We start from the raw sequence: 13996 nt of genomic DNA, 5'->3' as shown, positions 1-13996 counted from the left end.
CGAACCGACAAGCGTCGTCGACGCAGACACCGTCGAGCCGTTCAGAAGGTTGAGCAGACCCGTTCCACCCTGATCGGGGAAGGCTTGCTCGAGCTCTGGGTCGTAGCCCGCGCCAACGAGAAGGAGCGTACCGGCGCTCAAAAGAGAGTTCGGGCCATCAACCGTGACGGTACCGTGCGAGCCTGCGTGGAGCCCAATCGCAGTAATCGCTTTGGAGCCGGAGAATGAGTTGTAGACGCCGCTGCTTTGCGTGATGTCAAGCGTACCTGTACCATACTCACCCACGATCAGGACGCTGTTAAGCTCGGACGGCGAGTTGACTGCACTTTGAATTAATAGGCTGCCAGTGTCATCGACATGAATTCGACCGTTTGTGCCTTCACCCTCACCGATGACGACCCGCGAACCACTGAAAATGGTGGTGGCGGGTTCGGATCCCGGCTTGAAGCCGCTGTAGCCTCCTGCAGTGACGAAAACCGAAGCCCGCTGAATCTCGAGAATGCTCTGGTCGGTCGTTGTGTCAGGCGCACCGTAGGCGTCAAGACGGCCGGCAGCGACGATTAGAGAAGCGCCCTCGCCAGCTACGATTACTTCTCCGTCCTCGGAGACGACAGCGTGGCCCAGACCGCCGCTGCCGATGATGAGACTTGGGCCATAAGGGAGGTAGTCCCCAATCGGGCCGGTCTGCTCGATCACGAGAGCAGAGTCGGTTCCGTCAACCACCAGAACACCATGCGAGCCGTTGTCGCGCGCGATCTGAACAAGGGGGTGGTCGAAGTTTCCTGACGGGTCGTTGCTGACGCGAACAACACCGCCATTGGTGATGTCGAGCCGGCCATAGGCGCCGTCGTTGCGGGCAATGCGCAGGAAGCCCGCTTCGCCGGCCGCTTCGGGGTCGTCCACGAAGGCGCCGAACTCGTCCGAGACGGTCAGGGTCGAGCCCGCGCCGTCGACGACCATGCGCCCCTCGCCATTGCCCGCGCCATCGCCTCGGCCGATGTCGACGAAGAAGGCCGCCGCGTCGCCGCCATTGGTGATGTTCACGACGCCGGTGCCGCCGCGCCCGACCTCGAAGCGGCCCGCGCCGCCCTGCGAGACCAGGCTCGAGCCCTCGCCGTCGATGTTGACGACGCCGTAGCTGCCAACACCCGTCGCGACCTGAAGGCCGCGGTAGGCGGTGCTGTCGAGCGCCGTGAGCGTGACCGTGCCGCCCGAGGCGATGGTGACCTCGGCCGCGCCCAGGCCGGGCGTGTCCTCGTCGATGAGCTGCGAGTTCTCGCCGACGCGCAGCGAGCGCGCCGCGACCGCGCCGCCATTCAGCACCTCGAGCGTGGCCTCGCCGTTGACGCCGATCACGATCGAGCCGGTGCTGTAATCGCCCGCGACGTCGCTGCTGGACGTCACCGTCAGGGTCGAGCCCGTGCCATCCACCAGGATCGCGCCATTAGAGCCGGCAACGCCGGCCACCCGGATGCCGGAGCCCTGATAGCCCTGTGAGTCGACCAGAACGTCGGCGCCGTTGGTGATGTTGAGCTGGCTCTCGGCGCTGTCCGCGCTGCCGCCGCGTCCGCGGGCGATCTGCAGGAGGGCCTGGTCGCCAAGGACGTTGACCTGGGCGTCATAGCCGACATTGACGATGCCCTGGCCGCCCTCGCCGATGTTGAGCACTGCGCCGCCGGAGTAATCGTCTCCCTGGGCTCCATGCTGGACGACGTTCACCTCGGTGCCCGAGCCCTCGATCCGCGCATAGCCGTAGGAGCCGCTGTCGCGGCCGAAGCGCAAGATGGGATTGTCGGTCAGCCCGTCGGTGTTCTCGACGATGAGTTCGCCCCCGCCCGATGCATAGAGAAAGCCGATGCCGCCGATGCCTCGGCCGAAGCTGGCGATACCGGCCTCGCCGGCATAGGCCGGCGCACCCCAGAGCCCGGAATCGTTGGTGATCCTGAGCGTGCCGCCCGAGGCGATGTTCACGCCGCCCACGGCGCCATCGCGTCCGACGTCGAGGACGAGCGTCTCGACCAGGCCGCCATTCGTGACTTCGAGATACCCGAAGCCGCCGAAGCGGCCCACCGTGATCCGCGCCGAGGCACCTTCCGCGATCAGCTCAGAACCCGCACCGTCGACGGTGAGGTAGCCGTACGAGCCGTAACCGAAGCCGATATTGACGTTGTTGTAGCCGCCGATCACCTCGGCGCCGTCCCAGTAGCCGCCGTTCGTCGAGGTGACCGACGCGCCGCCGGAGATCTCGAGCACGCCGTAGGCCGGACCCGGGCCGGTCGCGTAGCCGACGAAGACCGTCCCCTCGTAGCCCGGGGCGCCGCTGCCCACATTGACCGCCGTCGCAGCGCCCGTGATCGAAACGAAGCCGTAATAGCCCGAGGCGTTGTAGCCCGCGCCCAGGTAATCGGTGTTCGTGACTCCCGTGTCGATGATCACGGTGCCGTCGCCGGTATAGCCGGCAGCGATATAGTCCGGTCCGATGACCCCGTCGCCACTCGTGGACGTCATTGCCCTCTCCTACGCACAGCAGATGTCTGAAATGAAGACTGGTTGTCTGGGTTGGCGGACCGGCCGTGGTGCGGCCGGTCCCCCGGGTCTCATGGGCCTGCCCTGTCGGGGTCGCCCTGGGGGGCGTCCCGGGGGGCGTCCTGGGGGGCGTCCTGGGTCACGACGATCCGGTGCGCGCGCGTGCCGCGCGCATCCTGCCAGAACACAAGGTCCTGGAAACGCTTGAAAAGATCAGGCGGAAGCACGGTCTGGCGTTGTCGGAGCTCGACCTTGCCGCGGACGCGGTGGAGACCCTTGGCCAGTAGCTGGCTGTCGAAATCCTCCGCCTCGTACTCGACATCGTCGAAATCATGATCGAAGGGCTCCTCGCCGATGAACTTGTAGATCAGCGGCATCACCTCGGCGGGGCGGCTGGCAAGCAGGTCGTAGTCGACCAACAGCAGCATGTCGCTGTCCTCGCTGTAGTAGGCCTCCTTCAGCGCCGACCAGGCGAAGCCGATCATCCGGTGCGGATTGAGGAGCGCATCGGCCCGGGTATAGACGGTCGAGCGTTCCTGGGCGTTGGTAAAGATTCGGCTAACATCGAAGGCGTTCTTGCGGATCAGCCGCTCGACCGAGTCCATCACCCAGGCGGGGTTGCGCACGCAGCAGATCATCTTGGAGTCGGGAAACAGCTTGCGCACGGCCGCCGCGCGGCTGGTCCACATCCGGTTGGTGTCGAACACGAGGCCGGTCGCCTCGACGTGGCGGTAGAAGCCGTCGAAGACGCCGTGCAGGATGTCGCGCTTCTGCTCCTCCTTGAAGAAGACCGAGAACTCGTTCTCGGCCCCCATTGCCGTGAGGCAGGCGTTGAAGACCGGGCCCACCGGGCTGGTCATGCCGGCATGGATGCGCGGGTTCTGCCGGAGGATCGCCGAGAGGAGCGTGGAGCCTGAGCGTGGAAGTCCGGAAATGAAGTGAATTTTCTGGTGCACGCACCCCTCCCTGCGCAGGCATGAATGGGGTTTCGGGTATCGGCGTATCGTGGCGTGAATAGGGCAGGCGGCGCGCCAAACTGTCCAGTAACGGGATATAAACCATGATGGCGCGATGCTGCGGCGATCCAAGGTGCAGCGCGTGCCGGAGAGGCAGGGTGGCAAAGCGTAAAATCAGCCGCGAGAACGGTTTTTCCGACATTCACCAAAGCGGCCTGTTCGCTGACGCCGGGGCGGGCGACGAATCGACCGCCGTGTCAGGCCGCGCCGAGGCGGCCTCGCCCGGCGCGTCGCCGGATGCGCCCCATTTCCACCAGCACCGCCAGCGCCTGCGCCAGCGGTTCCTCTCGGCCGGGGCAGGCAGCGTCGCGGATTACGAGATGCTGGAACTCGTGTTGTTTCGCGCGATCCCCAGGCGCGACGTGAAGCCGCTGGCCAAGCAGCTGCTCGCCCGTTTCGGCGATTTCAATGGCGTGATCTCCGCCCCGCCTGCCCGGCTGGCCGAGGTCGCGGGTGCGGGCGAGGCGGTGGTCTGCGAGCTCAAGATCGTCGAGGCGGCGGCGCACCGGCTGGCGCGCTCGCGGGTGATGAACCGGCACGTCATCACCAGCTGGGCGCAGCTGATGGACTACTGCAAGACGGCGATGGCGCATCGCGAGACCGAGCAGTTCCGCATCCTCTTCCTTGACCGCAAGAACGCGCTGATCGCCGACGAGGAACAGGCGCGCGGCACGGTCGACCACGTGCCTGTCTACCCGCGCGAGGTGGTCAAGCGGGCGCTCGAACTCAACGCCTCGGCGCTGATCCTGGTTCATAACCACCCTTCCGGCGACCCGACGCCGAGCCAGGCCGATATCGACATGACCCGCCAGATCGAACGTGCCGCCAAGGCCGTTGGCCTGGTGGTTCACGACCATGTCGTGGTCGGCATGGCGCGCGACGCAAGCTTCCGCGCGCTCGGCCTGTTGTGAGCGCGCGCCACTGCCGCAGCGTTGTTGCGCCCTGCCGCACGCCCGTGTATAGGCTGCGCCCAGGCACCCGTAGCTCAGCTGGATAGAGCGCTGCCCTCCGAAGGCAGAGGCCAGAGGTTCGAATCCTCTCGGGTGCGCCACAAGATCAAGCGGTTCGGGGATGTTGACGGCGACGCTCGCCGTCGAGGGTGGACCGATTCAAGCAGCTGCGGGGCCAATCCGCGCCGGCGCGCGGTAACCGTCGTTTCCGGTGGTCGATGCGGCGTTCATGTCATATCACTCGACGAGGATCAGCCGGTCTTGCATGCGCGCTGGCAAAGCCGAGGTCGACGGGCGGCTGGAAGCCGTTCTGACCACCCGAAAGCCCACCCGATCACCAACCTCGAAAGATGGCATGAGGCAGACCGATGACACGGATCGCCCGCATCGAGACCTTCCACAACGAGTTTCTCTGCTTCGTGCGCGTCACGGCGGATGATGGTGCGTATGGGTGGGGCCAGACCTCGACCTACAACGCGGACATCACCGCCCAGGTGCTTCACCGGCAGGTGGTTCCATGGGCGCTGGGCGCCGACAGCACCGACATCGTGGGGCTGGTCGGCCTTGTCGAGCGGCGCGAGCACAAGTTTCCGGGAACCTACCGCGCCCGGGCGCTTGCAGGCCTCGACACGGCGCTTTGGGACATGGCGGGGCGCCGTGCCGGCAAGCCGGTGGCCAGCCTGGTCGGCGGCGCTCCGGGGCAGGTGCGTGCCTATGCAAGCTCGATGAAGCGCGACATCACGCCGACGGACGAGGCCGAACGCTTGGTGCGGCTTTGCGGCGAGCAGGGCTTCGCCGCCGCCAAGTGGCGCATCGGTGCCGAATGCGGCGAGGATGTCGACGAGTGGCCAGGCCGAACGGAGGCGATCATTCCCACCATGGCGCGCGCCCTCGGCGACGGGATCGACAAGCTGGTCGACGCCAATTCGGGCTTCTCGGTTCCGCGTGCGATCAAGATTGGCCGGATGCTGGGCGAGCACGGCGTCGGGCATTACGAGGAACCGGTGCCATACTGGGACCTCGAGGCGACCCGCGCCGTCACCGAGGCGCTCGACATCGACGTCACTGGCGGCGAGCAGGACTGGGACATGGCCACCTGGAAGCGCATGATCGACATGCGTGCCGTCGACGTCGTCCAGCCCGACGTGATGTACATGGGCGGCCTCACGCGGACATTGCAGGTGGCGGCCATGGCACACGCGGCTGGCCTGCCTTGCACGCCGCATTCGGCGAACCTGTCCCTCGTGACAATCTGCTCGATGCACCTGATGGCGGCAGTGCCGAACGCGGGAAAGTACCTCGAGCTGTCGATCGAGGGCGACGATTACTATCCTTGGCAGCGCGGCCTTTTCCTCGGGGACCCCTTCGCCGTGACCGACGGGCATGTCACCGTGACGGAGGAGCCCGGCTGGGGCGTCGAGATCAGCCCCGCATGGCTCGAGCGCGCCACCTATATCGATGCCGCGGCCGAGACCTTCAGACCGAGCGCTTATGGCGCGCTCTATCATGACGGTGCAAAGCGCTAGCGGGCACCGGGCATTGGCGGGGGATCACCCGCGTCCGCATGCCCTTGGCCCGATGCGATCGCGCATGACCTCCTGTGGCCAGTGACCCGGAAGCGCGCGAGGCGGCTCGCGACCCGCGCTTCAGGGCAGGGCGATGGCCCGGCGCTCTGGGTTCAGCTGCGGCGGGTGCGCGCCCTCGCTGCCGAGGCCGGCGGATCGTCTTGCACATCTCCGAGCATCGCGTTGATGAAGACCGAGAAGAGCTCGCCCTGCGAGCTGATCCGCAGCTTGGTGTAGATGTTGCGCCTGTGGATCCGGACCGTCCCGGACGAGATGCCCAGCTGGCTGCCGATCGCGTCGGCCGAGTGGCCGCGCAGCGTCAGCTCCACGACCTGCCGTTCACGGGCGGTCAGCACGCCCTCGCCGATCCGCTGGAATGCGTCCTCGATCCGCTCGGCGATGTCCTGGGACTGGCCGCCGTCGGCGGGCACGACGTTCTGCCAGTGCTTGCGGCAGGCGGCATCGATCACCGGCCACACCTGCTTGAGGGCGCGCACCTCAGCGGTCGAGAAGCGCTTTTCCTTGCGCATGAGCGAGACGACGATGGTCAGCGTGTCGTTGACCCGGATGACATACCCGATCTCTTCGGCGAGACCGGTCTGCGCATAGTAGCTGCGGTAATACTCGCCCTGGTAGAAGCGGTCAGGCGCGATCTCGCGAAGGCGCTTCAGGCCCGGCTCGGACAGATCCAGCGTCGCGAGGAAGAACGGATCCAGGAGATACGGGCCTTCCTGGTATTCCTCGACATGCAGCAGGCGCCGGTCGGGCGGGAAGTCGTCATAGAGGTCGAGCGGACGGGCAGAGCCGACATAGCCGAAGATCACGGTGAAGTCGTAGGGCGCGACGCTGCGCAGGCCGCCCGCCAGGCTGCGGCCGAAGTCGGGCGAGCCGATGTCTTCCACGATGCGACCCGCATGCACCATCCAGTCCGTCGGCACGGTCACTCCCCTGTCTGCACGCAGTCAGTATAATAAATTGCATATTTACAGTACGGCAATTTTTTCCTCAATTTTCTCATAGACGCAATATGAGGCCTTTCGGGGAAAATGCCTCCTGATTCCAATTCCACGCAGTATGCCGCCGATCGGCTGCGGCAAGACGGCCCGCCTGTCGCGGAGCTGCGCGGCGTGTCGAAGACGTTCGGGGATGTCGAGGCTGCACGGGACCTCGATCTGCGCATCTCGCCCGGGGAGTTCCTGTCGTTCCTCGGCCCGTCGGGATGCGGCAAGACCACGGCCCTCAGGATGCTCGCCGGCTTCGAAGCGCCGACGCGCGGCGATGTGCTGATCGACGGCCAGGTGGTCAACCAGCTCGAGCCGCACCGGCGCCCGGTCAACATGGTGTTCCAGAGCTACGCGCTGTTCCCGCATCTGAGCGTCGCCGACAATATCGGCTATGGCCTGCGCCAGCGCCGGCCACGCCTTGCGCGAAGCGTGATCGCCGACAAGGTCGAGCGGGCGCTCGAGACGGTGCGCCTTTCCGGCTTTGGCAAGCGCCGCGTCTGGGAGATGTCGGGCGGGCAGCAGCAGCGGGTCGCGCTTGCGCGCGCCATCGTGAACGAGCCCAAGCTGCTCCTGCTAGACGAGCCGCTTGCAGCGCTCGACCGCAAGCTGCGCAAGGAGATGCAGATCGAGCTTCAGGATCTGCAGCGCCAGCTTGGGATCACCTTCGTTCTCGTCACTCACGACCAGGAAGAAGCGCTGTCGCTGAGCGACCGGATCTGCGTGATGCGGGCCGGGCGGATCGTGCAGGTCGGCAGCCCGCAGGAGCTCTACGACTGCCCCGCCTCGCGCTATGTCGCGGATTTCGTCGGGAACTCGAACTTCTTCGAGGGCCGTATCGAGGAGGTCGACGGGGCGCTTGCGCGGCTGGTGACCGGAGGGGGGCAGACCCTTGCCGGGCGCGCGTCTCCCGGTCTCGCGGCCGGGCGCGACGGCTGCCTGAGCATTCGGCCCGAGCAGATCCGCATCGGCAGTGAGCCGGGGCCTGGCTGCATCGAGGTGACGGTGCAGAACCGCATCTTCCTCGGCGAGCACACCGAGTACCTGGTGCGCCACGGCGGGCTCGGGAACATCATCGTGCTGGCCCCGCGGCAGGCCGAGATCGGCGCCCGCGGGTTCGAGGCCGGCGCGCGCGCATTTCTGAACTGGAGCGATGAGGCCGCACTGATCCTGAATCCGGACTGAGGAATGGTGACCCAATCAACAGGGAGAACGGGCAAATGGCAGACAACGGCTATATCTCGAAGAAGCAGTTCATCGAAGAACTGCGGCGCTATCAGAAGGGTTCGGTCACGCGCCGGCATTTTCTCGGTGTGACCGGGCTTGGTGCCGCGACCGCCGTTCTGGGCGCGGCGATGCCGGCACTGAGGCCGAGTTCCGCGTTTGCCCAGGGTATCGGCGACCGCGTCGTGCTCGCGACTTGGCCGAACTATCACGACACTGCAAACTTCGACGCCTTCACCGACGCGACCGGCGCGTTCGTTCAGGTCAACGTTTTCGGCTCGAACGAGGAGATGCTCGCCAAGCTGCAGGCCGGCGGTTCGGGCTGGGACGTCTTCGTGCCGACCAACTACACGATCACGACCTATGTCGCCGAGGACCTGATCGAGCCGCTCGACGTCTCCAAGCTGTCGAATTACGACGCGGGCGCTTTCGACCCGCGCTTCGCCGATGCGGGCACCGTCGACGGCACGCTCTACGCCGTGCCCAAGAACTGGGGAACGACGGGCTTCGCCGTCAACACCTCGCATGATGGCGGCAAGGCGCTGACGACCTGGAAGGACTTCTTCGACCGCACGATGGATGACTTCTCGGGCCGGACGATGGTCCATGACTACCAGCTGACCACCATCGGTAACGCCTTGAAGTATTTTGGGTATTCCTTCAACTCGGTCGATCCGAAGGAACTGGCCGATGCCGAGAAGCTGCTGATCGAGGCCAAGCCGCACCTGTTCGCGATCTCGTCGGACTATCAGCCGGCGATGCGCTCGGGCGATGCCTGGCTCACGATGTGCTGGACCGGCGATGGCAAGCAGATGAACAGCGACATCCCCGAGATCCACTACGTTCTTGGCCGCGAGGGTGGCGAGATCTGGAGCGACTACTACGCCATTCCCAAGGGCGCGCCGCATCGCGAGGCCGCCTATGCGCTGATCAACCACATGCTCGACCCGCAGGTGAACGCCCGCGAGGTGCTGGCGCATGGCTACCCGGTCGCCGACAGCCGGACCAATGCGCTGCTTCCGCCCGAGATCCTGAACGACCCGATCCTCTACCCCGCGCAGGAGCTCCTGGACGCGCTCGAATTCGGTGCGGCGGCGACGCTGACGGACCCGAACCGGGCCGAGCTGCTGGCGCGGTTCAAGTCGGCCTGATGCAGGGCGGGGCGGCAGCGGCATGACCCGGCGCGAGCGCAACTGGCTCCTTGTCGCCCCGGCGGGCGCATGGTTCCTCGTCATGCTGGTGCTGCCCCTCTCCTTCGTCTTCGTCTTCAGCTTCGGAGAGAGGGGGCCGGCCGGCGGCTATGTCCCCGCCTTCACGCTCGAGCAATACGCGAACCTGCCGGCGCGCTGGACGGCGTTCAAGAACACGATGGTCCTGGCGCCGCTCGGCACGCTCGCGGCCTTGCTGATCGCCTATCCGCTCGCCTACCAACTGGCCGTGCGCACCGACCCCAGGTGGAAGACGCTTCTTCTGGTGCTGGTGATCGTTCCGTTCTGGACGTCGATCCTGATCCGCAGCTACGCGTGGATCTTCATCCTCGGCGGGCAAGGGATCCCGGCGCTGCTCGCGGCGCTCGGGATCGAGGATGTCCGCCTGATCTATACGCCCTTCGCTGTGACGGTCGGCATCGTCTACGGCTATCTGCCGCTGATGGTCTTCCCGATCTACGTGGCGCTCGACCGGCTGGACAAGCGCCTTCTGGAAGCGTCTTCGGACCTTGGCGCCCGGCCCTTCGCGACCTTCTGGCAGGTGACCCTGCCGCTCTCGGTCCCCGGCGTGGCCACGGGGTGCATGCTGGTTTTCATCCTGCTGATGGGGGAGTTCCTGATCCCGGCGCTTCTGGGTGGCGGGAAGGTGTTCTTCGTCGGCAACGCGCTGGTCGATCTGTTCCTGCAATCCCGCAACTGGGCTTTCGGGTCGGCGGTCGCGTTCACCCTGATCCTGATCATGCTGGTGACCGTCGCGATCTACATGCGCCTGATCGCGCGCCTTCAGGTTCGCCGCGACGACGTCGCGATCATGTGAGGCGGCCATGCGGTTCTATGCGCTCTCGGTCTATCTGTTCCTCTACACGCCGATCGCGATCATCGCGCTCTTCAGCTTCAATGCGGGGCGCCATGCAAGCCAGTTCCAGGGCTTCTCGACGCAGTGGTACGGGCGGGCGCTGAAGAACCCCTTCGTCATGGATGCGCTGGAGACCAGCCTTCTGGTCGCCCTTGTCTCGGCCACGCTCGCGAGCGTCCTGGGCACGCTTGCGGCGGTCGGCCTCCAGGGCATTCGTGGCCCGGCCCGCGCGGTCTTCGACGGCATCATCTATGTCGCGGTGATGATCCCCGGCATCGTGATCGGGATCGCCACGCTGATTGCCCTGGTTACGGTCTTCGACGTCCTCAACCCGTGGCTCGCGACGCTCTGGCCCGCGGCGGGGCAGCCGCCCTCGCTGTCGATGGGCATCGGGTCGCTGATCGCGGCGCACACGATGTTCACCATGGCGCTGGTGATCATCATCGTTCGCGCAAGGCTGGGCAGCCTCGAACAGGCCCTGACCGAGGCCTCGGCCGATCTCTACGCGACACCGTTCGGAACCTTCCGGCAGGTGACCCTGCCGCTGATCGCGCCTGCGATCCTTGCGGGGTTCCTGCTCAGTTTCACCTTCAGCTTCGACGATTTCATCATCGCCTTCTTCGTCGCGGGATCCGAGACGACATTGCCGATCTATGTCTTCTCGTCGATCCGCCGGGGCGTCACCCCCGAGATCAATGCGATCGGCACGATGGTGATGGTCGCGTCGCTGCTTCTCCTGATCGTCGCGCAGCTTGTTCTGCGCCGGGGCCAGAGGCGCTGATGCGGCCGGAATACGAGGGAGGCTTTCGTGCTGCTTGAGAACAGGGTCGCGTTCGTCACCGGGGCGGCCTCGGGCATCGGTGCGGCCGCGGCGCGTGCCCTGGCGAGCGAAGGGGCGCATGTGGTCGTGACCGATCGTGACGGGGCCGGGGCGGAGGCGGTCGCCCGTGCGATCCGCGACGCGCATTTCAGTGCCGATGCGCTGGAGCTGGACGTGACCGACGACGCGGGATTGCGCGCTGCCATCGCTGGTGCGGCGAGCCGGCACGGGCGGCTCGACATCCTCTGTTCCCACGCCGGCATCCAGGTCGAGGGCAAGCTCGAGGACGTTTCGGTCGAGGGCATGGATGCCTCGTGGGCGATGAACGTGCGCTCGCATTTCGTCGCGGCGCAGGCGGCGCTTGAACCCATGCGGTCGCAGGGCGGCGGCAGCGTCATCATCACCTCGTCCAACTCGGGTGTGCAATACGACCGCGGGATGATCGCCTATTGCACGACCAAGCATGCGGTTCTGGCCATGACCCGCCAGATGGCGGCGGACTACGCCAAGGAGAACATCCGCTTCAACGCGCTCTGCCCCGGCTTCATCGACACACCCTTCAATCGTGGGTTCGAGCTCCAGATGGGCGGCCGCGACAAGCTGGAGGCATATATCTCGGACGCCATCCCGATGGGGCGTTTCGGGACGGTGCAGGAGATCGCGGAAGGCGTCGTGTTCCTCGCCTCGGACCGATCGTCGTTCATGACCGGGCACGCGCTGGTGATCGATGGCGGCGAGTGCATCTGAGCCCGGGGCCGGCAAGCCGCGGCGTCGCTGAGCGAGCGCTCGCGCGCTCGGGCGACATTGCTGCATAGGGCATCCGGGCTGGCCCGAGATTGCTGCGCAGGTCGCCACCATTCATCGACAATGGCCTTTGGGGTCCGGGAGCATCGCGATACCCTGCCGGGGGGTGACTCGAACGCAGAACGGCGTGCCTTGATCAGGCTGCCAACCAAGTGATTGAGGGCCTTTGTGAGATGAAACATTGCACATTGATTGCGGCGGCTGCGCTGATGTTTTCGGGATCTGTGGCGGTCGCATCGAACAATCCGGATCAGCCGGCGATCGATGCCTGCATCGAGGCCCTGACGGCATCCGGGAAGGAAAGCGCGCCTGGCGGGACCGTGCTGAACTCGAGCTACTCCGAGGCCGGCACCGAGGTGATCCTCGAGGATGGCGGCGGCACGGTCTGGCGCTGCATCGCATATTCCGACGGCGCGGTGGGCGTCCTCGACGAGGCGACGGCGGAGCAGGCGGAGGCGGCGCGCTCGGCTCCCGACATTTCGGATTTCCAGGAACAGGTGCGCTTCGACCCGGGTGCGAGCAGCGCCCTTCTTACCCGAACGCTCGAGCCGGGGGGCGCCTTCCAGTTCATTCTGGGTGCGCAAGACGGGCAGTTCCTGCGCGTTCGCGTCCAGCCCCATGCGGGAGAGATGTACTACATCATCCGCAATCCGGACGGCTCGGTCCTGCTGGACGGCACGGACGCGGCAACGGAGTACTACGGGCAGCTTTGGCAATCGGGGGACCATGTCGTGGAGGTCGTCAACCAGACCTCCAACGAGCTGACGTACGACATATCCTTCGAGATCGAGTGAGGCCCGAGGTTCCGCGCGGCGCGGTCTGGCGATCACGGTCGCCGAGCGTGGCGCCGTGGTCGGCGGCATGTAGTGCGATAGTCTGCCCCCACCCGGCGACAACTGCCTTAATGGACCGCTAGGGCGCGCCCGTATCGGTGCAGGTTCCGGTTGGGTATGCAGGGGGGCCGTGCGAGAGTCCGCGCGATGCTGGCAACTGAATGGGGAGACCCGAGATGAGCTGGAACCCGTGCCTCGAGCCGCAATGCCCCGAGGCGGGCAATCTCGACAGCATCGAGACGCTGATCATCCCCCGGGCCCGCGATCTGGGTGGCTTCGAGGTGCGCCGGTCCCTGCCGGCGCCGCGGCGGCAGATGGTCGGCCCTTTCATCTTCTTCGACCAGGCCGGCCCTGCCGAGTTCATCACCGGCCAGGGCATCGACGTGCGCCCGCATCCGCATATCGGGCTTGGCACTGTCACCTACCTCTACCGCGGCGAGTTCCAGCACCGTGACAGCCTTGGCTCGAACCAGATGATCCACCCCGGCGCGGTCAACTGGATGGTGGCGGGCCACGGCGTGACGCATTCCGAGCGGACCAGCGAGGCAACCCGCAAGGCACCGCATTCGCTGTTCGGCATCCAGACCTGGGTGGCGTTGCCCGACCACGCCGAGGATGTCGATCCCTCGTTCGAGCACCATGCCAAGGAGACGCTGCCCGAACTCGAGAACGAGGGCGTCGAGATGCGCCTCATCCTGGGGTCGGCCTATGGCGAGCGGGCGCCGGTACGGATGTTCTCCGAGATGTTCTACGGCGACGTGGTCATGCAGCCCGGCGCGATGCTGCCAATGCCTGACGATCACGAGGACCGGGGGCTTTATGTCTCGGATGGCTCGATCACGATTGCAGGGCAGGATTTCGAGGCGGGGCGCATGATGGTCTTCCGCCCGGGCGACCCGATCACGGTCAAGGCCGGTCCCGCAGGCGCGCGGATCATGATCCTGGGCGGCGAGACGCTTCCGGGGCCACGCTACATCTGGTGGAACTTCGTCGCTTCCAGCATCGAGCGGATCGAGGAGGCGAAGGCCGATTGGCGCGCCGGCAAGTGGGAGGATGGCCGCTTCACGTTGCCGCCGGACGACAAGGACGAGTTCATCGCCATGCCCGAAGACCCGCCGAACACCCGGCCGCGCAAGGCGTGACTCGGATGCGCCCGCTGTCCTTCGTTGCCGACCTGAACGAAAAAGGCGGTC

The 13996-nt window shown here is 66.1% G+C and carries 12 protein-coding genes and 1 tRNA gene; 10 read left to right on the top strand and 3 right to left on the bottom strand.

Translation table 11 applies throughout. The features are described from left to right. The coding region (locus H0I76_RS07665) for a beta strand repeat-containing protein (protein WP_200608960.1) at positions 1–2508 on the bottom strand (2508 nt) is incomplete at its 3' end. Between the two features lie 89 nt (positions 2509–2597). Further along, the gene (locus tag H0I76_RS07660) at positions 2598–3482 is read right to left on the bottom strand and encodes a sulfotransferase family protein (RefSeq protein ID WP_200608958.1); all 885 of its coding nucleotides are present in this window, start codon (positions 3480–3482) and stop codon (positions 2598–2600) included. 158 nt (positions 3483–3640) lie between these two features. On the opposite strand from H0I76_RS07660, the gene radC reads away from it, so the two are divergent. From radC to H0I76_RS07645, 3 genes are all read left to right on the top strand, one after another. After that, positions 3641–4453 carry a RadC family protein gene (gene radC / locus H0I76_RS07655; RefSeq protein WP_325166417.1) on the top strand — a complete coding sequence of 271 codons (813 nt, stop codon included), beginning with the start codon at positions 3641–3643 and terminating at the stop codon, positions 4451–4453. Between the two features lie 63 nt (positions 4454–4516). Further along, positions 4517–4593: transfer RNA gene (locus H0I76_RS07650), tRNA-Arg, on the top strand. Positions 4594–4860: 267 nt separating this feature from the next. Then, a complete protein-coding gene (locus H0I76_RS07645) occupies positions 4861–6018 on the top strand; it encodes a mandelate racemase/muconate lactonizing enzyme family protein (RefSeq protein WP_200608956.1) in 1158 nt (385 codons plus the stop codon). Between the two features lie 152 nt (positions 6019–6170). Here the strand turns inward: H0I76_RS07645 and H0I76_RS07640 are convergent, their stop codons facing one another. Beyond that, a complete protein-coding gene (locus H0I76_RS07640; protein WP_325166416.1) occupies positions 6171–7001 on the bottom strand; it encodes a LuxR family transcriptional regulator in 831 nt (276 codons plus the stop codon). 102 nt (positions 7002–7103) lie between these two features. Here H0I76_RS07640 and H0I76_RS07635 point away from each other — a divergent pair, with 102 nt between their 5' ends. The 7 genes from H0I76_RS07635 to H0I76_RS07605 all read left to right on the top strand — a co-directional run bounded on the left by H0I76_RS07635 (position 7104) and on the right by H0I76_RS07605 (position 13945). Further along, positions 7104–8243 carry an ABC transporter ATP-binding protein gene (locus H0I76_RS07635; protein WP_200608954.1) on the top strand — a complete coding sequence of 380 codons (1140 nt, stop codon included), beginning with the start codon at positions 7104–7106 and terminating at the stop codon, positions 8241–8243. A gap of 35 nt (positions 8244–8278) precedes the next feature. Further along, complete coding sequence (locus H0I76_RS07630) at positions 8279–9433, top strand: ABC transporter substrate-binding protein (RefSeq protein WP_200608952.1); 1155 nt, start codon at positions 8279–8281, stop codon at positions 9431–9433. Between the two features lie 22 nt (positions 9434–9455). Continuing rightward, the gene (locus H0I76_RS07625; protein ID WP_200608950.1) at positions 9456–10307 is read left to right on the top strand and encodes an ABC transporter permease; all 852 of its coding nucleotides are present in this window, start codon (positions 9456–9458) and stop codon (positions 10305–10307) included. Positions 10308–10314: 7 nt separating this feature from the next. Further along, positions 10315–11127, top strand: coding sequence for an ABC transporter permease (locus H0I76_RS07620; protein WP_200608948.1), 813 nt, complete (start codon positions 10315–10317; stop codon positions 11125–11127). Positions 11128–11154: 27 nt separating this feature from the next. Beyond that, a complete protein-coding gene (locus tag H0I76_RS07615) occupies positions 11155–11913 on the top strand; it encodes an SDR family NAD(P)-dependent oxidoreductase (protein ID WP_200608946.1) in 759 nt (252 codons plus the stop codon). 266 nt (positions 11914–12179) lie between these two features. After that, a complete protein-coding gene (locus H0I76_RS07610) occupies positions 12180–12764 on the top strand; it encodes a hypothetical protein (RefSeq protein ID WP_200608944.1) in 585 nt (194 codons plus the stop codon). A 215-nt stretch (positions 12765–12979) separates the two neighbouring features. Beyond that, the gene (locus H0I76_RS07605; protein WP_200608942.1) at positions 12980–13945 is read left to right on the top strand and encodes a pirin family protein; all 966 of its coding nucleotides are present in this window, start codon (positions 12980–12982) and stop codon (positions 13943–13945) included. Positions 13946–13996 lie beyond the last annotated feature (51 nt).

The organism is Thermohalobaculum xanthum, assembly GCF_016623495.1.
GTDB lineage: Bacteria > Pseudomonadota > Alphaproteobacteria > Rhodobacterales > Rhodobacteraceae > Thermohalobaculum > Thermohalobaculum xanthum.
This window is presented reverse-complemented; position numbering and strand designations above follow the sequence as displayed.

Excerpts from the sequence above, each read along its gene's own strand:
- H0I76_RS07635 (WP_200608954.1), top strand. The coding sequence starts at position 7,104 with ATGCCTCCTGATTCCAATTCCACGCAGTATGCCGCCGATCGGCTGCGG.
- H0I76_RS07630 (WP_200608952.1), top strand. The coding sequence starts at position 8,279 with ATGGCAGACAACGGCTATATCTCGAAGAAGCAGTTCATCGAAGAACTG.
- H0I76_RS07625 (WP_200608950.1), top strand. The coding sequence starts at position 9,456 with ATGACCCGGCGCGAGCGCAACTGGCTCCTTGTCGCCCCGGCGGGCGCA.
- H0I76_RS07645 (WP_200608956.1), top strand. The coding sequence starts at position 4,861 with ATGACACGGATCGCCCGCATCGAGACCTTCCACAACGAGTTTCTCTGC.
- H0I76_RS07605 (WP_200608942.1), top strand. The coding sequence starts at position 12,980 with ATGAGCTGGAACCCGTGCCTCGAGCCGCAATGCCCCGAGGCGGGCAAT.
- H0I76_RS07620 (WP_200608948.1), top strand. The coding sequence starts at position 10,315 with ATGCGGTTCTATGCGCTCTCGGTCTATCTGTTCCTCTACACGCCGATC.
- H0I76_RS07610 (WP_200608944.1), top strand. The coding sequence starts at position 12,180 with ATGTTTTCGGGATCTGTGGCGGTCGCATCGAACAATCCGGATCAGCCG.